The sequence below is a fragment of the Synechococcus sp. N5 genome, from assembly GCF_900473925.1.
Taxonomy (GTDB): Bacteria; Cyanobacteriota; Cyanobacteriia; order PCC-6307; family Cyanobiaceae; genus Parasynechococcus.
Genome location: NZ_UCNI01000001.1, coordinates 20,305 through 38,094 on the forward strand (window position 1 = coordinate 20,305; position 17,790 = coordinate 38,094).

Genomic DNA, 17,790 nt, shown 5'->3' on the forward strand with positions numbered 1-17,790 from the left:
ATCGGGGTTCAGTCTGCCGGGATCAGGCGCGGATCCACTCCGTCACTCCGCCGGGTTTGTCGATCAGCTCCACCCCTTGGGCGACGAGCTCATCCCGGATCCGGTCGGCCTCCGCGTAATCCTTGGCTGCTTTCGCTGCCTTGCGCGCCGCAATGGCTGCATGAATGGCGCCGTCGTCGAGGCTGGTGGCGGCTTCCGCTTCCGAGCGCAGTCCCAGTACCGCCGCCAGGTGTCGCAGCAGCTGCCAACGCCCCTCCAGATCCTTCAACTCCGGCTCAGGCAGGGCGGCGTCTTCCCCCCGTTCCAGCCGGTTGGCGAGGGCCCGCAGGGGCTTGGCCAGATCGAACAGAACGGCCAGTCCGCCCGAGCTGTTGAGGTCATCGTCCATGGCGCTGATGAAGCGTTGTTCGAACTCCACCAGAGCGGTGTCGGCTGGACCTCCGTTGGCGGTCATGGCGCCCTCTGTGAGCGGTGCGGAGATGCTCCAGCCAAGGCTCTCGCCGTGGCGATCGCCAAGGCTCAGGGCCGCATTCAGACCCTTCCAGCCGGTGGCTGCGGCCTCAAGGGACTCGGCGGTGAAATCAAGCGGTTTGCGGTAGTGCGCCTGCAGCACAAACAGGCGAAGGGTCATCGGCGAGATTCCACTGTCCAGCAAGGCGCGGATGGTGGTGAAGTTGCCGAGCGATTTGGACATCTTGGTGCCCCCGACATTGACCATGCCGTTGTGCATCCATAGCTTCGCCAGGGTTGTGCCGTTGGCGGTTTCCGATTGAGCAATCTCGTTTTCATGGTGCGGGAACACCAGATCTCCGCCACCGAGGTGAATGTCAATGGTTTGCCCCAGTTCCTGGCGCACCATCGCTGAGCATTCGATGTGCCAGCCCGGGCGGCCTGGTCCCCAGGGGGATTCCCAGCTGGGTTCTCCGGCTTTGGCCCCCTTCCACAGGGCGAAATCAAAGGGATGACGCTTGCGGCTTTCCTCTCCATCAGCGGTTCGACCGCTGGCTCCTTGCTGCTGGTCGTTGGGGTCGCGGCCGCTGAGCTTGCCGTAGTTCTTGGCCTTCGAAATGTCGAAGTAGACATCACCGTCTGAGCTGTAGGCGGCTCCTTTGGATTCCAGTTCGCTGATCAGTGTCTGGATGCCTTCGATGCAGCCGGTGGCCCGTGGCATTCGGTCGGCCGGGAGAATATTCAGACGCCCCATGTCGACCTCGAACGCTTCGATATTGCGTTCACTCACCGCCTGCATCGTGATGCCCTCCTCATCGGCGCGGTTGAGGATCTTGTCGTCGATGTCGGTGTAGTTCTGGACGTAGGTGACGTCGTACCCGCGCCAGATCAGATATCGCCGCAGCACATCCCAGTTGATGTAGCTGCGGGCATGGCCCAGGTGGCAGAGGTCATAGACCGTCACGCCGCAGCAATAGATGCTGGCTTTGCCCTCTGTGAGGGGCTCGAACGCTTCGGTGCGGCTTGTGAGGCTGTTGGTGAAGCGCAGGGACACAGCTGATCAGGAGCTCAGGATGAGGCTACGGCCTGTTCGGCTGCGTTTATTTCGCCTCCATCCAGTTCGCGCCGACGCCGGTCTCCACCACCAAGGGAACACTCAGCGCAACGGCCTGTTCCATGGTCTGCACCACCAGCTCTCGGATGGCGTCCAGCGCGTCCGGCGCCACCTCGAGCACCAGTTCGTCGTGCACCTGCAGCAGTAGCTGGGCCGGTAGGCCCTGACGCTGCAGGGCTTCTTGCAGCTGCACCATCGCCACTTTGATGATGTCGGCACTCGAGCCCTGAATCGGGGCATTGGCCGCCGCCCGCAGTTGCTGCGCCTCCATGCCACCGCGTCGGGCCACATCGAGGTCGATCTCCAGGGGGTCCTTGCCCAGCAGCCGCCCCAGGCCGTTGCGATCGAAGTGGAACGGCCGCCGGCGGCCGAGGATGGTTTCCACGTAACCGCGGCTGAGGGCGAGCCGCTCCTGCAGCTCGAGGAAGGCGAACACCTTCGGGTAGCGCTGCTTGTACTTGGCCAGGAACTCCTTGGCTTCGCTCTGGCTCACGCCGGTTTCCCGGGCGAAGCGCTGGGCTCCCATGCCGTAGATCACACCGAAATTGATCGTTTTGCCGAGCCGACGCTCGTCCGGGCTGACTTCGTCTTTGTCCAGCAGCAGCCTGGCGGTCAGCGCGTGCACGTCGTCGCCACTGCGGTAGGCCTCCTGCAGCACCTCTTCTCCCGAGAGGTGGGTGAGGATGCGCAGCTCGATCTGGGAGTAATCAGCGCTGAGCAGGGTCCAGCCCTCCTGAGGCAGGAAGGCCTTGCGGATCCGCCGGCTGTACTCGGTGCGCACCGGAATGTTCTGCAGGTTGGGATTGCTACTGCTCAGCCGCCCCGTTGCCGTTACGGCCTGGTTGAAATCGGTGTGGACCCGCCCGGTTTCCGCCTCCACCAGCTGCGGCAAGGCGTCGATGTATGTGCTTTTCAGCTTGCTGAGCACCCGGTGCTCCAGCACCAGGGGCACCACCGGGTGGTCGTTGCCGAGTTTCTCCAGCACGGTGGCGTCGGTGCTGAAGCCGGTTTTGGTGCGTCGGGATTTCTTGCGATCCAGGCCAAGGGTGTCGAACAGCAGCTCTCCCAGCTGCTTGGGTGAGGCCAGGTTGAAGTCCACTCCAGCGGCCGCTTTGGCGTCGGATTCCAGCTGCTGCAGGGTGGAGCCCATCTCCTCGGAAAGGCCCTGGAGATAGGGCACATCAATGCGGATTCCGGTGGATTCCATCCGGGCCAGCACCGGTTCCAGCGGCTGTTCCACCTGCTCCAGCAGCGGCAGCAGCTGGGGGCCCATGGCCTCCAGCTGACGTCGCAGCAGCAGGGCGAGGCGATGGGTGACGTGCACGTCCATACCGCAGTACAGGCTGGCGGGCTCCAGCGGCACATCGGCGAAGGTTTGCTTCTTGCCCACCAGATCGGTGAAGGCGGTGGGCTGGAAGCCGAATTCCCGTTCGGTCATCAGCTCCAGACCGTGTTTCGCTGCGGCATCCCGCAGGTAATCGGCCAGCAGCGTGTCGATCACGACGCCCTCCAGGGCAACGCCATGCCGCAACAGGATCAAGCGGTCGTATTTGGCGTTCTGCAGAGCCTTGGGGTGGTTGCTGCTGGCCAGCCAGGGGGCGAGGGCGGTGAGCACGGTTTCCAAGGGCAGCTGCTCCGGGCTGCTGTCTTCACTGCGTTTGTGACCCAGCGGGATGTAGGCGAGTGCGTCCAGGGCCTCTCCCCAGCAGATGCCGATGCCCACCAGTTCGGCGCGGAACGGGTTGAGGTCGGTGGTCTCGGTGTCGAAGGCCACAGGCAGGCTGCTGTCGGTGCAGGCCATCAGCCTTTGCACCAGAGCGTCCAGGGCTGTTTCGGTCTGGATCAGCTGCGGCTTCAGGGCCGGCAGACCCACGTCGTCGTTGGTTGCCGGTTCGGTTGCGGCTTCGGCAGCTGGCTGTTCCGCGCTGGCTGAGCGCCGGGGGGTCTTGGCTGCAGCGGCCTCCGCATTGGCCCCGTAGCCCCCTTCGGAGAAGGCCGCCACAAAGCCGCCCACCTGGCGCAGCAGGCTGTTGAGCTCGAGGTCTTCCAGGCAGCTGCTCAGGCCGTCGGCATCCACCGACGACAACGGCAGGCTGGGTTCCTTGGGCAGGGGAACATCGACGAGAATCTCGGCCAGCTTGCGCGACAGGTAGGCGTTGTCGCGGTCGGCGCGCAGCTTTCCTTTCAGAGCTCCTTTGATGGCGCCCCGGCTGGCTTTCGGCCCTTCGGCTTCCACTTCCTCGAGGGTGGCGTACACCGCGTCGAGGTCGCTGTTGTCTTTCAGCAGGTTGATGGCTGTTTTGGGGCCAACACCACGCACGCCGGGGATGTTGTCGGAGCTGTCCCCGGTGAGGGCCTTGAGGTCCACCACCTTGTCGGGCATCACGCCGAGCTTGCCGAGCACCCCCTCTTCGCGGATCAGTGTTGGGCCACTGCTTTTGGCGTAGGGGCCGCCACCCATGTAGAGCACTGCGATGTCACGGCTGTCATCCACCAGCTGGAACAGGTCGCGGTCTCCCGAAAGGATCCGCACGCCCCATCCCGAGTCGGCCGCTCGGTTCGCCAGGGTTCCCAGCACATCGTCGGCTTCGTAGCCCGGTGCCATGCAGAGGGGGAGCTGCAGGTGCGTTTCGAGGATCTGCTGCAGCTGTTCGAGGTCCTGGAAGAACACCTCAGGCGCCACATCCCGGTGGGCCTTGTAGTTGGCGTCCGCCTTGTGGCGGAAGGTGGGCTCGGCTGTGTCGAAGGCGATGGCAACGCCTTCTGGCTTCAGGGTTTTGCTGTTTTCCAGCAGGGCTTTGAGAAAGCCATAGGTCACGCTGGTGGGCCGGCCGTCTTTGGTGGCCAGACCGCCTTCCCCCCCCTTGCTGAAGGCGTAGAAGCTGCGGAATGCCAGGGAATGGCCATCCACAAGCAGCAGAAGGGGCTTGGCGGTGGCCTCGGGCATGACGGTGTTGAAAGTGTGGGTGGATCAATCGCGGCGATCGGCCCATGGGGGCAGATCGATGAACACGCGGCTTCCTGATTCGAGACCGTTCAGGATTGCAGTCTTGTCGCCGCTGCTGTTGCCCAGTTCCACCGGCTGAAAACGTGGTTGCTGGTTTTCATCCACCAGCAACACACCCTGTTTGCCGTCTTCAAGGGTGATCGCCACGGTGGGCACCAGGATTTCGGGCGCACTGCGCCCGGTTTGGAAATTGATGTCGGCGGTCATACCGATCTTCAGTTTCTTCTGCGGGTTGACGAAGTTCAGCTTCACTTCAAAGGAGGTGACGCTGTTTTCTTTCGCGGCGCGGGGTGCAACCTCACTCACCGTTGCCTGGAAGCGCTCATCGGGATAGGCATCCACCCTGATCTTGGCGGTTTGGCCGGGCTGGATGCGGCCGATGTCGCTTTCCGGAACGCGGGCCCTCACCTCCAAGCCTTGCGAGAGCTCAACGATCGAGGCGCTGGTGGCACCGGCTGTGGCCGAGGCGGCTGTGGTGGGGGTCACAAATGACCCCGGTTCGGCGTAGCGCGCTGTGATCGTTCCTGAGAAGGGGGCGCGGATCGTCTTTTCTCGGCTTTCCTGTTCCAGTTGCTCCACCCGTTCTCGGGCTGCCACCAGACCCGCCTGCCTGGCCAGCATCTCGAAGCGCGCATCACTGAAGTCGTCAGCGCTGAGCGCGCCGCTGGCATACAGCTGGCTGCGACGTTCGAAATCCTCCCTCTTGTTCTGATAGTTGGCGTCGGCCTGACGCAGCAGAGCCTGCTTCTCCTGCAGCCGATCATCGAGATCGCCGCGATCCATCACCGCCAGCACCTGCTCGTTCTCCACCACATCCCCCTCATCCACCATCAGCTCCGCCAGCAGACCCGGCTGGCGCGGACTCACGTTCACCTTCTGCTGGGCCTGCAGTTCCCCGCTGGCGCTGATCACTCCAGAGAGCACGCCGCGTTCAGCTGTGGTGGTGAAGGGCGTCAGATCCCGTTGACGGTTGCTCCAAGGACCGAAACGCAGCAGCAGCCCACCTCCGCCCAAGGCCAGCAGCAGCACTCCCACCATTGCGGTTTTGCGCCGGCTGGATCGTGCTTTTGCCACTGAGGCCAGCTCTGCTTCAGGCGATGGGGACGCAGGGGAGCGCAAGGACTGCAGCATGGGCCCACAAAACTTCACAACAGTCTCGCCGTTGGCCGGTAGATTCCGCCGATGCTCAAAGCCGGAATTGTCGGATTGCCCAACGTGGGCAAGTCCACCTTGTTCAATGCGTTGGTCGCCAACGCTCAGGCGCAGGCTGCCAATTTTCCGTTCTGCACGATCGAGCCCAACGTTGGCACCGTGGCGGTGCCCGATGAACGATTGGACCGGCTCACAGAACTGAGCAAAAGCCAGGACACCATTCCGACCCGGATGGAGTTTGTCGACATTGCTGGTCTGGTGAAAGGCGCCAGCCAGGGCGAAGGTCTGGGCAACAAGTTTCTGGCCAACATCCGTGAGGTGGACGCGATTGTTCACGTGATCCGCTGCTTCGAGGACGATGACGTCATTCACGTTTCAGGGTCAGTGGGTCCCTCCCGGGATGCGGAGGTGATCAATCTTGAGCTGGGTCTGGCGGATCTGGCTCAGATTGAGAAGCGCCGGGAGCGTCTCAAGAAGCAGATGCGCACCAGCAAAGAAGCGCAGGTGGAAGACGCTGCTCTTGAACGGATTCAGGCGGTGCTCGAGAACGGTGGTGCGGCTCGCAGCGTCGATCTGAGCGAGGAAGAAGCGGCGATGATCAAGCCCTTGGGGCTGTTGACTTCCAAGCCGATCATCTACGCCACCAATGTGAGTGAAGACGACCTGGCTGAAGGCAATGCCTTCTGCAGCGAGGTGGTTGAACTGGCCGCCAAGGAAGGTGCCGAAACTGTGCGGATCTCTGCCCAGGTGGAAGCGGAGTTGGTGGAACTGGGAGATGAGGAAACCGCGGACTATCTGGAAGGTCTTGGGGTGACGGAAGGCGGTCTGCAAAGCCTGATTCGGGCCACCTATCGATTGCTCGGGCTGCGCACCTACTTCACCACCGGTGAAAAGGAAACAAGGGCCTGGACCTTCAAAGCCGGGATGACCGCTCCGCAGGCTGCCGGTGTGATTCATACCGATTTCGAGCGGGGCTTCATCCGCGCTCAGACCATCGGTTGGGAGAAGCTGTTGGAGGCCGGATCACTGGCAGAAGCCCGCAACAAAGGTTGGCTGCGCAGTGAAGGAAAGGAGTATGTGGTGGATGAAGGTGATGTGATGGAGTTCCTGTTCAACGTTTAGTCAAAGCATTTGATTCCCTAGACATTCCCTCTAGCGCTCTTTGACTTTTCAAGAGTGCTTGATTGGGGAAATATCAGTGATCTCTAGTTGGTTCGCCTAGAGCAAGCCCTGAATGCACTTGTATCCCTTGAGGAACTTGCTCAACTTTCCACCCTTCATGATCTCACTTCCAATTTTCTCGCATTGATTCAGGGATTCAACTGGAATGAGTTCGATCTCCTGGGTGATTGTGCTTAGAACCAGGTAAGCCGCTTTCTTGCGCTCTCCGTGAGCCACCAGTGCCCGTCCATCGTGCTGAGTGGCACTGGCAAGCGGAGAAAATATGACGGTGAGCAGCATCGCAGTGAACCATTTCATTGAGCGATCTGATCTTGCTTTTGCGGTGTTGTGGTCAACACAGTTTGGCTGCTGATCAATTCTTTGTACGTCCATAGAGCATGAACATCTGTTCTCTAGTTGAGATCATTTTGTAGGGCAAAAAGAGGAGTCAGGTCTTCTTCAGTATTTTCGTCAGCATCTAACTGAGAGATGGCTTTCTCTTGGTCCTCGGATGGTCTTCATCCTCTGCCGTCAGCTCTCAACGATGTTGTTGACCTGAACTGCCTGCCAGAGCATCAAAGCTTTGTTGTTCTGGCGGGGCGATGTCCTGGCCTGTTGCTGTCACCCCGTAGCGCGGCTTGAGGCTGCGCAGGGTAGGGAGCACGACCAGGCATGCCCCACCCATCAGCAGCCAGAGCAGCAGGCCATTGTTTTGAAGGTCCAGCAGGGCTCCACCAGCGAGGGGCGCCACGATGGCGCTGATGGCGAAGCACTGTGAAAACAGAGCCATCGCCAAGCCACGGTGTTCTGGTGGTGTCTCTTCAATAACGGCTTCTGTGGCCGTGGGCAGGAAAGCGGCCTGGGCGAAGGCCATTGGCAGCAGCGCTGCCAGCACCAGGATCGTTCCGTTCTCGAACAGGGAGGAGAGTGCAATCAGGCTGCAGCCCAGACTGAATCCCGCCAGGCTCAATCCGAGGCCGAAGGCAACGCTGCGCTCCGCCAGCCATCGGCCCACCGGCCACTGCAGGCTCACCAGCAAGGTCAACTGAAGGGCGATCAGGGCACTGCTGTGGCTCTCGCTCAGGGCCGGTCGCATCATCCCCCCGCGCACCAGATCGAGGGGAAGCGCACTCTGTTGAAGGGCCAGGATCCCTGTGGCCACCACACTGATCAACAGCACCGGCAGCAGGGGAAGCAGCCAAGGCAGCCGGGTCATCGGCCGTGGTCGTTGGCCAAGCGGATCTGGGCTGTTGCCGCTGAGGTTGCGGTAGGGCGGACCGTCCTGGAGGGGAACAAGGCTGATCAGCACCAGCACAGCGCCCATGCAAACCGCCTCAACGCTGTACACCGTCCGCAGGATTCCCAGGGTCGCGGCAGCGGTTCCGATCAGCGTGCCAATGCCGATCCCCAGAGCATCGGCACTGCGCACCAGGGCGTAGCCCCGACTGGAGGGCAGGTTGCCGCAACTCAGCGGAACGGCCAATTCGATGGCAGGCCAGTACAGACCCGCCGCGCAGCCCAGCAGCAGTTGTCCGAGCAGATAGCTGTTGTAGCTGTTGGCCTGCAGCAGGATCAGATCAGCGGCAATGGCCAACAGGGTTGTGCCCCGTACCGGCCAGGAGCAGCGGATGCCGCGATCGAGCAAAGCGCCACTGAGCAGACGCACCACCGTGCCGATCAGAGCGGAGACGGCCAGGCCGCTTCCCACTTCACGGGCTGAGAAGTCAATCGCATGAAAGATCAGCGGCGTCATGAACATCACTCCGCCGGCACCGATTGAGGCCAGAAACCTCAGTCGGGTGACGTTTCTCAGCGGTGATGGAAACTGGTTCCACCACCGCTGAGGGTCAGGCGTTGCTGCGCGGACGCTTAACAGGACGATGCATCGCGATGGGCTTGATGGGCAGTCTGCTGCTCAGCACATGCGGATCGTGGCCTGTTGGCTCCACAGAACGTGTGGAGGTCAAGATCGACGGTGTGGTTTTTCCGGTTTCAGTGGAGGAACTAGGCGCCTTTGTGCGCTCGCCGACGGCTGATCTGGCGCAGCTTTCGCGATCGGAGTTGTCCACCTGGATGGGGCTTCTCGCTCCCGAGAGCCGCGAAGGCCTGATCCGTCTGCTCCAGGCTCCGGTGCTCTCCCGCCTCAGCCTCGGTCGTCAGCTGCTCAGCAGCTGGGGGGCGGGGCCGCTGCTGGATGCTCTGGGGGAATTGATTCGCGTGGAGGACGGACAGCGCATCAAGCGTTCCCTGGTGCTCCCCACGCTGGAGCAGCTGCTCGAACGGCAGGAAACTGTCTCAACGCTGGATGTGTTGGAGGCGTTGCCCACCCCGCAGTTGCGTCTGGATCTGGATGCGTTGGTGGCTGTTGCCAACCGCTGGCGGCTGGAATTGAAGCGTCATCAGGCCTTGATGCGGGCTTTGGCTGAGGAAGAGGCTCGGCTGCAGCCCCTTCAGGGCAGGCAGCGTTCTGCCTCGGCTGATGCGCCCCGTCACGCAACGCTTGCGGTGGGCCATCGTTCACGTCCATTGCAGCTGGAACGTTGGATCCCCCAGTCGCCTCGTGCGGATCAGACATGGGTCTTGATGATGCCGGGGCTGGGCGGGGACCCTAATCATTTCCACTGGCTGGCCCGTTCGTTGATGCAGGCGGGCTGGCCCGTGCTGGTGCTGGAGCATCCCGGCAGCGATGCCGCCGCTGTTCAGGGTTTGCTCGAGGGGCGGCAGTCGTTCGATGGCGCCGCAGCACTTCGTGATCGCTTGGCTGACCTGGCGGCGGTGCTGGAGGCGCAACAACGAGGCGATCTGGACATCCCCGGGACCGAGGTGGTGCTGATGGGCCATTCCCTGGGTGCCTTGACGGCCCACCTGGCCAGTGGGGCGGAGCTGGTGCCCGGGATCGCCCAGCGCTGTGAAGCGGCCCTGGCGGGCTTGCCCCTCACCAACCTGTCGGAATTGCTCCAGTGCGAACTGGCGGCAGGCCGTGTGCTCGAGGGCAAAGCGATCGACCCGCCGCCCCGGGCGGTGGTGGGGCTCAACAGCTTTGGCGGGTTGATCTGGCCGCACCGCGCCAGTCTGGCGTTGCCGATTCCGCTGTTGATGGTGGGTGGGACCCTCGATCTGATCACCCCTCCTCTGGATGAGCAGCTGGCTCTTTTGGCTGGATTGGCGGAGCATCCCGCCAGCCGGGTGGTGGTGGTTGAGGGGGCCAGTCACTTTTCGCCGATTCGTGTGGATGGCCAGGGAATGGCGTCAGAGGGGGATGACCTCTTCCGGCTCGGCGAAGAGTTGGTGGGTGTCAATCCCCTTAGCGTTCAACGGGTGATTGCCCATGAAGTCATTCGTTTTCTTGATTCCCTGAACTCCCCGCCACCCAGCAACGATGCCGTTCACCTGATGGACGCCAGTTCCAAGACGCGCTGGCATCGCTTGGGCCGTCGCAGGGCCCAGCAGCTGCTGGATCAGTAGCGCACCCGTGGATCGAGGCTGGCCACCAGTAGATCGACGGCAACACTCACCAGCACCACCAGGGCGGCGATCACTACCACGATCCCCTGAACGACGGGGTAGTCCCTCTGGTTGATGGCTTCCTGCAGCCGCAAGGCAATGCCTGGCCAGGAGAAGGTCACTTCAATCAGCAGGGCCCCACCGATCAGGGAAGCCACGGTGATGCCAGCAATGGTGAGCACCGGCAGCAAAGCATTGGGCAGTCCGTGGCGCAGGATCACCTGGCGTTCACTGAGGCCGCGGCTGCGCGCCGCTTCCACGTAGTCGCCTCGCAGGGTGCGTCGCAGGTTCAGTCGCAGGGCGGTCGTGAAGGTGCCGCTGAGTAGCAGGGCCAGGGTCCCCGCGGGCAGGATCAGGTGACGCACGCTGCCTCGGAACGCGGTCCAGTTGTTCTGCAGAGCGCTGTCCAGCAGGAAAAATCCGCTGCCCTCGGGGGGGAGAAGGCTGGGGGGGAAGCGCCCGCCCACCGGCAACCAGCCCAGGCTGACGGCGAACACCAGCTGCACCAGCATGGCCACCCAGAAGGGCGGCAGGGCATAGGTGCCCAATCCGTAGAGGCGTCCGCCCAGGTCAATCTTTCCCTCGGGCCGGGCAATGCCACTGAAGCCAATGCTCAGCCCCACCACAGCAGCCAACACCAGGGCGATCACGCTCAGCTCCAGGCTGGCGGGCAGGGTTTTGCCGATGATTGCTCGCACCGGCTCCTGGTTGATCAGGGCCTGCCCCAGATCGCCGTGGATCAATCCATTGAGATAGCTGAGGTACTGATCCAGCAACGATTGATCCAGGCCAAGCCGAGCTCGCATGGCGGCTTTGGCAGCGGCGGGGGCTCGGCTGCCGAGCACCGCATCCACGGGATCCCCTGGGGCGACGCGCAGCAACAGGAACACCAGGCTGGCGATCAGCCACAACATCAATGGCGCCAGGGCGAGGCGGGTGGCGCTGTAGCGGGCGAGGTCTCGGGCGCGTCCCATCAGTTGTTCGTCGCTCCTGTCTTTGATGCTCCGTCCTGCCGGCGCTCCAGCTCAGCGAGCATCAGCTGACCACTGCCATCAAATCGTGGAGGGTTGAGGTTCAGTTGGGCCCAGGCCCGAGGTGAATCCAGCCAGACGGGGATGTAGGCGGCACCGTCGGCGGAGAGATGGTCCACACGATCCAGGGCGGTGCGGCGGGCATCGCCCGTCAGCGTGTCGGATTTCAGCAGGGCGGTCTGCAATCCGGGGGCACTCCAGAAGCTGCCGCTGATGACTGCTTCTCCTTCCATACAGATGTTGCCCTCCACCGAGGTGCAGCTCAACAGCGGCGTCAGATAGGCCTCCGGATCGGGGTAGCTGCCGCGCCAATCCAGCATCACGGCTTTGAAGGCACCTTCCCCCAGCTGGCGGTAGATGGTGGTGGATTCGACGCCATCGAGATCCAACACCAGGCAATCCGAGAGGTCCCGTTGCACCTGGGCCTGCCAGGTGAGGGCCAGCAATTGGTCGGCGGGCACATTGGAGCGGAAGGTGAGCGGAAAGCGCAGGGTGCTGCCGTTGCAGTAGCCCGCCGCCTGCAGCAGCTTTCGGGCCTGATCGGGGTTGTGTTCGGGCCAAGGGGCCATGGCGCCGCCGGCCAGGCTGGGGGGAACCAGTGCCCGCAGTGGACGGCGCAGCCCGTAGCTCACCCGTTCACTGATCTCGCTTCGGTTCAGGCTGACGGCCAGGGCCCGTCTGAGCTTGGGGTCTTGGAATGGCTCCCGGTTGCTCAGCAGGGTGATGTAGCCGATCTCCATCGCCGGACCCACCGACTCGTGCAGCTCCCCCGCGCTGGCCCGTTCATGCAGGGTGTGGCGCTGGTCTTCGTCGATCGAGGCGGAGAGCAGCAGATCCACCTCGCCACTGCGCAATGCCCCGTAGAGCGCCGTGGAGTTGCTCAGCGTGATCAGATCGAGGCCGTTGTTGCGCGGCGCCTCACCCCAGTACTGGGCAAAGGGCTCCAAGCGTTGCTGATGTTCGCTGAAGCGGGTCAGTTTGTAGGGGCCTGTCCCCACAAAGCGGTCGTGCAGAAAACGGTCCTGATGGTTGCTGTAGGCCGTTGGTGAAATCGGGGTGAGGTTGATCGACGTCAGTAGGCCCTGCAGGGATGTGGAGGGGCGACTGAGGCGCAGCCGCAGGGTGTGGCTGTCGGCTTCCTCCACCGCCGCAATCCGGTCGCCCACCACATAGCTGAGGGTTCCGATCTCGAGGAAGCGCCGCAGGCTGAAGGCCATGGCTGCGGCATCGAACGGCGTTCCATCGTGGAATCGCACATCGGTGCGCAGGGGAACCGTGACGGTGCGACCGCCATCACTCAGAACCGGGGCCGAGGCCGCCAGGCGGGGTTCCAGGGAGCCATCCCGCTTCAGGCGATAGAGCGGATCCCCCAGGGCGCTGATCAGCTGCGTGGCACCGAGGGTGCTGGCCTGGGCTGGATCCAGGGAGCTGATGCGGCCCGCTGAGGCCACCGTGATGCGGCTGGTGGGGGGCGGGGCCTGACACCCCATCTGGGTGATGGTCAGGGCTAGGGCCATCAGCGCGCCACCGCACGTCCATCTCGTGGGGCGATCGGTGCGCTTCAACGGGCCTCAATCAACACGGGTCGGCCCATTCAACAGGGACTTACCCGACCTGGCGAATCCTTTCCAACGAGATTTCGAACACCGGTGAGCCCTCGTTGCTCTGTAAGGGCCAGCGGCGCACCCAGCAGCGGTCATGGTCACCATCCACGCCGATCACTTGATAGGTGTCGTCGTCACTGTCGAGATTGACGCAATCTCCCTGGTGCACCGTCATCGGATTCACCCCCTCCTCTAGGGGGCAGCCTTGACCGGGACTCGAGCAGGTGAGGTTCTGCATGAACCGTTTCGAGCACAGATCTGAGGATTCAGGCCTGTGCCGTGAAAGTTCTTGACACTCTGACGCACGCCAGGGGGCATTCGCCAGGGCCGAAGCTCTCCTTAGAGGCAGCCGAGGTGAGCAGCGAGGCCAGACACCTCCGGCAAAGCCTGGATGGCGTCCAGGGCTTCATTCATCTGGCGTTGGCTCACTTCATGGGTGATCACAACGATCTCGGCGCCGGCGTCGCTGGCATTGAACTGCACGATCGACTGGATCGACACGTTGCGTTCGCCGAAGCAGCCACCCACCTTGCCGATCACGCCGGGGGCGTCTTTTGTCTTGAAACGCACATAGTGGCGTTGGCGAATGTCGCCTGAGTCGACCAGGGCGCAGGGTCGCCAGCTGCTGGCGGCCAGCAGGGGATCCACGTTCCCGGGACCTTCACTGGCCTGGCGGATGCCAGCGATGTTGAGGATGTCGGCCACCACCGCAGAGGCGGTCGGGCCGGCTCCCGCACCGGGGCCGTAGAACATCACTCGGCCGATGGGGTCACCTTCCACAAGGATGGCGTTGTTGACGCCGTTCACGCCGGCCAGGGGGTGGTCCTTGGGCACCAGCGTGGGCTGCACCCGCAGGGAGAGGGGCAGGGGATCGCCGCTTTCTGCCATGCGCTCGGCCACCGCCAGCAGCTTCACGCCGTAGCCCAGTTGATTGGCGTAATCCACATCCACGCCCTGCAGGCCACTGATGCCGTCGGTGGGAACGGCAGCGCGATCCACGCTGCCGCCGAAGGCCAGGGTCGCAAGGATCGCGATCTTGTCGGCCGCATCAAGACCGTCCACATCCGCTGCCGGATCGGCTTCGGCGTAGCCCAGCTCCTGGGCATCCTTGAGCACCGCGTCATAGGCGGCCCCCTCCTCAGCCATGCGGGTGAGGATGTAGTTGGTGGTGCCGTTGATGATGCCGCTGACGCGGTTGATGCGGTTGCCCCCCAGGGACTGCTTCAGCGGCTCAATGATGGGAATGCCGCCACCAACGGCGGCCTCGATCAGCACGTACACCCCGGCAGCGGCCGCGGCTTCAGCGATTTCCTGACCGTGGCGCGCGATCACGGCCTTGTTGGCGGTCACCACGGATTTGCCGGCTGCAATCGCCTGGAGAATCAGGCTGCGGGCCGGCTCCAGACCGCCGATCACCTCCACCACCACGTCCACGGCTGGGTCTTGAATCACCGCCGATGGGTCGGTGGTCAGCAGGCTTTCGTCCAGGGCGACGGGCCGGGGGCGGTTCAGATCGCGGACGGCAACACGGATCAGCTCCAGTTCACCCACCAGCGGGTGACGTTCGCTGGGGTTCTGGAGGATCGATGCCACCCCACCGCCAACCGTGCCCAGTCCCAGCAGACCCACGCCGACCTTTGCTGCCATCCCCTGTGATCCGTGTTGGAACGTTTGCGAGCGACTCTATGTATTGACGTGATTCGGCTTCTGTTCCTGTCTCTGTCCCTGTCCTGATCAGCGCTTGGGTCAGCTGTCCAGTTGACGGGCCTGCTCCTGCATGGCCAGAAGGATGTTGAGGAAGCCATTGGCGCGGGAGGGCGTCAGGCTGGCCTGCAGGCCTGTTGCCGCAATGAAGGCCGGGTCCACCGCCTGCACCTGGGCCGGCGTCAATCCATCCAGCCCCTGGATCAACAAGGCCAGCAGTCCCTTGGTGATCAGCGCATCGGAGTCCCCCTGCCAGCGCATCACTCCCTCATCGAGGGCACCCCGCACAAACACCTGCGACACACATCCCTTCACCTTGATGTCGTCGGTCTGCTCTTCGGCCGGCATGGGCGCGAGCTTCTTGGCCAACCAGAGCACGTATTCGTAGCGGCGTTTTGGATCGGCGGTGCCGCCCAGGCGCTCCACCATCCGGTCGAGGGCATCACTGCCGGTGCTGGTGGCCATGCGGGGCTCAGTCGTTTCGACGTCGCACGCTAACCAGCAGCCCCACCATCACCAGGCTGAAGGGGAACATGACCACCTCGTTCAGATCCACTTCGCCGTCTTGAACGGGAAGTTCGAGGTAGTCGCGGTGGCCTGGACCACCGTCCACCTGGAGATCAACGGTGCCGTTGCCCACGCTGCTGAGATCGAGGCTGAGGCGTCCCTCGGCGTCGGTGCGGCCCAGTTCCTGCCCTGGCGTGCCATCGGCATTGAGCAAGCGAACAACGGCCCCTTGGGTTGGCTCACCGTTGGAAAAGCTGCTGCTCAATTGCAGATCACCATCGAGATACTGCAGAGCACTTTCGATCTGATGGGCCTTGGCAGGGGCCAGCAGCGCACCCTGTAGCACCGAGCCGAGCAGAAGCAGTGGAGCCAGCAGACGCAGCATGGAAGGGCGATCAATGCTGCCCATGATGCGGCCCCTCAGGCGGGTCGACCAGCACCCTGCTCCGTGATCCAGCCGGTGAACGGAATATCCCAGGACTCCCGAGGCAACGCCTCGGCCGCAAGGCAGGTTGAGGGGAGAACCACCCAGGCCGGCACGGCAGCCCAGGCGGGATCAGCCCTGAGCCGGTCGTAATACCCACCGCCGTAGCCCAGGCGGATTCCCGCGCCGTCCACCGCCAGAGCCGGCACCAGCAGCAGCGCCAGCTGATCGGGTTGCAGAGCATCTCCAGCGGCAGGAGCGGGAATGCCGCAGCCATCGGGCTGAAGCGGGTCCTCACCCCAGCTTCGGTAGATGAGCCGGCCGTTGCCATTGGCCACTGGCAAGGCCAAGGGTGGATGGGGACCCTCCCGCAGCGGCCGTACATCCACCTCCCCCGGAAGGGGCCAGTAGATGCCCACATGGCGGCTGCCGCAGTTGGACTGGTCGATCAGCGCCGCCACGGCGTTCTGGATGGATCGCGTGGCGGCTTCCCCCAGATGACGCTGGGCTTTGAAGTGACGGCGCAGGGTTGGCTTGCTGCTCATCGCTGCAACCAGGCCGTCAGCGCCACCGCCAGGGCATCGGCCGCATCGTCCGGGCGGGGCGGTTCCTCCAGGTTCAACTCCCGCATCACCGCCTCCAGCACTTCATCTTTCTCGGCATGGCCGAACCCCGCCACGGCGAGTTTGATCTGCATGGGTGGGAACTCCACCATCGGGATCTTGAAGCGGGCCAGGGTCATCACCACCACGCCCCGCGCCTGCACCACGTTGATGGTGTTGCTGGATCGGTAGAAGAAAAACTTCTCCACGGCCGCCAGGTCCGGGCGCCAGATCCGGATCAGCTGGCGAAGGTCGCCAGCGATCTCAACCATGCGATCACCGTCAGAGCGACCGGAATCGGTCTGGATGATGCCGCAATCGAGCATGCGCTGGCATCCGTCCTGGATGTCAATCACCCCATAGCCCACCCGGGCGAGGCCCGGGTCGATGCCGAGGATCCGCATGGGCTGATTGTGGGGGGATCAGGCGGCGAGGGCCAGTTCGAAATCAGCGCGGTCGCTGCTCTCGCTGCGCTCAAACACCTTGCAGAACACCTTCACCACACGGTCGCCGGAATCCACCTGCTCTAGGGGGTCCTTGCGCAGACGGTGGCGCAGGCAGCAGGAGGCCACGCGCGCCACGTCTTCCTCGCTCACTTCCGTGCGTCCTTCGAAGGCGGCCAGGGCCCGCGCGGCACGGTTGGTGACGATGTCACCCCGCAGACCATCCACATCGAGCTCGCCGCAGACGGCGGAGATGCGCAGGCGCAGATCCTCATCGATGGTCACCTGACCGAGGCGTTGCTGGGCCTCCACCACCCGCTGTTGCAGGGCGTTTTGATTGCCCTCCACAGCGGTGCTGAAGCCATCGGGGTCGCTGTCGAAGGAGGTGCGCTGGTCCACCACCTGCACCCGCAGTTCCGGATCACGCACGGTGCGCACTTCCACGCTCATGCCGAAACGGTCGAGCAGCTGGGGGCGGAGTTCGCCTTCCTCGGGGTTGCCGGAGCCGATCAACACGAAACGCGCGGGGTGACGCACGGAGACGCCTTCCCGTTCCACGGTGTTCCAGCCGGAGGCGGCGGAGTCGAGCAGCACGTCGACGAGGTGGTCGTCGAGCAGGTTCACCTCATCCACGTAGAGCAGGCCGCGGTTGGCCTTGGCCAGCAGGCCGGGCTCAAAGGCGCGCACGCCTTCGCTCAGGGCTTTCTCGATGTCGATGGTGCCGCAGAGTCGGTCTTCCGTTGCACCGAGGGGCAGGTCCACCATCGGCACCTGCCGCGGTTCGGTGCTCAGGGTTTCCCCCTGCTGCATACGCTCGCGCACCTCACTGCTCTGCAGGTCGGGATCGCTGGCCGAGCTGTTGTAAGGATCTCCAGCGACAACGTCGATGTCCGGCAGCAGATCAGCCAGGGCACGGATCGTGGTGGATTTGCCAGTGCCACGGTCTCCCATGATCATTACGCCGCCGATGCGCGGATCGATCACGTTGAGAAGCAGGGCCAGCTTCATCTCCTCTTGACCGATCACCGCAGTGAAGGGGAAGACCCTGCGCTTCCGGGGTGCAGTCACGAGCAATTCTCTAGGCGTG

The 17,790-nt window shown here is 63.5% G+C and carries 16 protein-coding genes; 2 read left to right on the forward strand and 14 right to left on the reverse strand.

All coding sequences use genetic code 11. The features are described 5' to 3' along the window. Positions 1 to 22: 22 nt before the first annotated feature. Genes cysS through DXY03_RS00135 form a run of 3 tightly spaced genes read right to left on the reverse strand, consistent with a single transcriptional unit; the run spans position 23 to position 5,702 of the window. Positions 23 to 1,504 carry a cysteine--tRNA ligase gene (cysS, locus tag DXY03_RS00125; RefSeq protein ID WP_115008621.1) on the reverse strand — a complete coding sequence of 494 codons (1,482 nt, stop codon included), beginning with the start codon at positions 1,502 to 1,504 and terminating at the stop codon, positions 23 to 25. Positions 1,505 to 1,550: 46 nt separating this feature from the next. After that, positions 1,551 to 4,511 carry a DNA polymerase I gene (gene polA / locus DXY03_RS00130; RefSeq protein WP_115008622.1) on the reverse strand — a complete coding sequence of 987 codons (2,961 nt, stop codon included), beginning with the start codon at positions 4,509 to 4,511 and terminating at the stop codon, positions 1,551 to 1,553. A gap of 24 nt (positions 4,512 to 4,535) precedes the next feature. After that, positions 4,536 to 5,702: an efflux RND transporter periplasmic adaptor subunit gene (locus DXY03_RS00135; RefSeq protein ID WP_244272149.1), complete on the reverse strand. Its 1,167-nt coding sequence runs from the start codon at positions 5,700 to 5,702 to the stop codon at positions 4,536 to 4,538. 51 nt (positions 5,703 to 5,753) lie between these two features. Here DXY03_RS00135 and ychF point away from each other — a divergent pair, with 51 nt between their 5' ends. Further along, positions 5,754 to 6,845 carry a redox-regulated ATPase YchF gene (gene ychF, locus DXY03_RS00140; protein WP_115008624.1) on the forward strand — a complete coding sequence of 364 codons (1,092 nt, stop codon included), beginning with the start codon at positions 5,754 to 5,756 and terminating at the stop codon, positions 6,843 to 6,845. Positions 6,846 to 6,941: 96 nt separating this feature from the next. On the opposite strand, the gene DXY03_RS00145 is transcribed toward ychF, so the two are convergent. Together DXY03_RS00145 and DXY03_RS00150 are read right to left on the reverse strand one after the other, a co-directional pair. After that, positions 6,942 to 7,277: a hypothetical protein gene (locus DXY03_RS00145; protein ID WP_206749710.1), complete on the reverse strand. Its 336-nt coding sequence runs from the start codon at positions 7,275 to 7,277 to the stop codon at positions 6,942 to 6,944. A 145-nt stretch (positions 7,278 to 7,422) separates the two neighbouring features. After that, positions 7,423 to 8,697 carry an MFS transporter gene (locus DXY03_RS00150; protein WP_256377234.1) on the reverse strand — a complete coding sequence of 425 codons (1,275 nt, stop codon included), beginning with the start codon at positions 8,695 to 8,697 and terminating at the stop codon, positions 7,423 to 7,425. 77 nt (positions 8,698 to 8,774) lie between these two features. Here DXY03_RS00150 and DXY03_RS00155 point away from each other — a divergent pair, with 77 nt between their 5' ends. Beyond that, the gene (locus tag DXY03_RS00155) at positions 8,775 to 10,349 is read left to right on the forward strand and encodes an alpha/beta hydrolase (protein WP_115009219.1); all 1,575 of its coding nucleotides are present in this window, start codon (positions 8,775 to 8,777) and stop codon (positions 10,347 to 10,349) included. Here DXY03_RS00155 and DXY03_RS00160 read toward each other — a convergent pair. The 9 genes from DXY03_RS00160 to bchI form a co-directional block, all read right to left on the reverse strand. Next, a complete protein-coding gene (locus DXY03_RS00160; RefSeq protein WP_115008627.1) occupies positions 10,343 to 11,362 on the reverse strand; it encodes an ABC transporter permease in 1,020 nt (339 codons plus the stop codon). The genes DXY03_RS00155 and DXY03_RS00160 overlap by 7 nt on opposite strands. Further along, positions 11,362 to 12,936: an ABC transporter substrate-binding protein gene (locus DXY03_RS00165; RefSeq protein ID WP_115008628.1), complete on the reverse strand. Its 1,575-nt coding sequence runs from the start codon at positions 12,934 to 12,936 to the stop codon at positions 11,362 to 11,364. Before DXY03_RS00165 ends, DXY03_RS00160 begins: the two co-directional genes overlap by 1 nt. 88 nt (positions 12,937 to 13,024) lie before the next feature. Beyond that, positions 13,025 to 13,261 (reverse strand): hypothetical protein, encoded by a 237-nt coding sequence (locus tag DXY03_RS00170; protein ID WP_041435076.1) that lies wholly within the window; start codon positions 13,259 to 13,261, stop codon positions 13,025 to 13,027. Between the two features lie 101 nt (positions 13,262 to 13,362). Beyond that, positions 13,363 to 14,670, reverse strand: a complete 1,308-nt coding sequence (locus DXY03_RS00175; RefSeq protein WP_115008629.1) for a homoserine dehydrogenase — start codon at positions 14,668 to 14,670, stop codon at positions 13,363 to 13,365. A 99-nt stretch (positions 14,671 to 14,769) separates the two neighbouring features. Then, entirely contained in the window at positions 14,770 to 15,192 is a 423-nt protein-coding gene (locus DXY03_RS00180) for a SufE family protein (protein WP_114988587.1), read from the reverse strand. A gap of 7 nt (positions 15,193 to 15,199) precedes the next feature. Continuing rightward, positions 15,200 to 15,643: a hypothetical protein gene (locus DXY03_RS00185; protein ID WP_115008630.1), complete on the reverse strand. Its 444-nt coding sequence runs from the start codon at positions 15,641 to 15,643 to the stop codon at positions 15,200 to 15,202. An 11-nt stretch (positions 15,644 to 15,654) separates the two neighbouring features. Further along, the gene (locus DXY03_RS00190; RefSeq protein WP_115008631.1) at positions 15,655 to 16,203 is read right to left on the reverse strand and encodes a 5-formyltetrahydrofolate cyclo-ligase; all 549 of its coding nucleotides are present in this window, start codon (positions 16,201 to 16,203) and stop codon (positions 15,655 to 15,657) included. Beyond that, positions 16,200 to 16,664: a crossover junction endodeoxyribonuclease RuvC gene (gene ruvC, locus DXY03_RS00195; RefSeq protein WP_115008632.1), complete on the reverse strand. Its 465-nt coding sequence runs from the start codon at positions 16,662 to 16,664 to the stop codon at positions 16,200 to 16,202. The genes DXY03_RS00190 and ruvC overlap by 4 nt, the downstream gene beginning before the upstream one ends. A gap of 18 nt (positions 16,665 to 16,682) precedes the next feature. Continuing rightward, positions 16,683 to 17,771, reverse strand: coding sequence for a magnesium chelatase ATPase subunit I (bchI, locus tag DXY03_RS00200; RefSeq protein WP_115009220.1), 1,089 nt, complete (start codon positions 17,769 to 17,771; stop codon positions 16,683 to 16,685). Positions 17,772 to 17,790: the final 19 nt, after the last annotated feature.

Coding starts and splice junctions, on each gene's coding strand:
- polA (WP_115008622.1), bottom strand. CDS start 4,511: ATGCCCGAGGCCACCGCCAAGCCCCTTCTGCTGCTTGTGGATGGCCAT.
- DXY03_RS00135 (WP_244272149.1), bottom strand. CDS start 5,702: ATGCTGCAGTCCTTGCGCTCCCCTGCGTCCCCATCGCCTGAAGCAGAG.
- ychF (WP_115008624.1), top strand. CDS start 5,754: ATGCTCAAAGCCGGAATTGTCGGATTGCCCAACGTGGGCAAGTCCACC.
- DXY03_RS00145 (WP_206749710.1), bottom strand. CDS start 7,277: ATGGACGTACAAAGAATTGATCAGCAGCCAAACTGTGTTGACCACAAC.
- DXY03_RS00155 (WP_115009219.1), top strand. CDS start 8,775: ATGGGCTTGATGGGCAGTCTGCTGCTCAGCACATGCGGATCGTGGCCT.
- DXY03_RS00160 (WP_115008627.1), bottom strand. CDS start 11,362: ATGGGACGCGCCCGAGACCTCGCCCGCTACAGCGCCACCCGCCTCGCC.
- DXY03_RS00165 (WP_115008628.1), bottom strand. CDS start 12,936: ATGGCCCTAGCCCTGACCATCACCCAGATGGGGTGTCAGGCCCCGCCC.
- DXY03_RS00170 (WP_041435076.1), bottom strand. CDS start 13,261: ATGCAGAACCTCACCTGCTCGAGTCCCGGTCAAGGCTGCCCCCTAGAG.
- DXY03_RS00175 (WP_115008629.1), bottom strand. CDS start 14,670: ATGGCAGCAAAGGTCGGCGTGGGTCTGCTGGGACTGGGCACGGTTGGC.
- DXY03_RS00180 (WP_114988587.1), bottom strand. CDS start 15,192: ATGGCCACCAGCACCGGCAGTGATGCCCTCGACCGGATGGTGGAGCGC.
- DXY03_RS00185 (WP_115008630.1), bottom strand. CDS start 15,643: ATGGGCAGCATTGATCGCCCTTCCATGCTGCGTCTGCTGGCTCCACTG.
- DXY03_RS00190 (WP_115008631.1), bottom strand. CDS start 16,203: ATGAGCAGCAAGCCAACCCTGCGCCGTCACTTCAAAGCCCAGCGTCAT.
- ruvC (WP_115008632.1), bottom strand. CDS start 16,664: ATGCGGATCCTCGGCATCGACCCGGGCCTCGCCCGGGTGGGCTATGGG.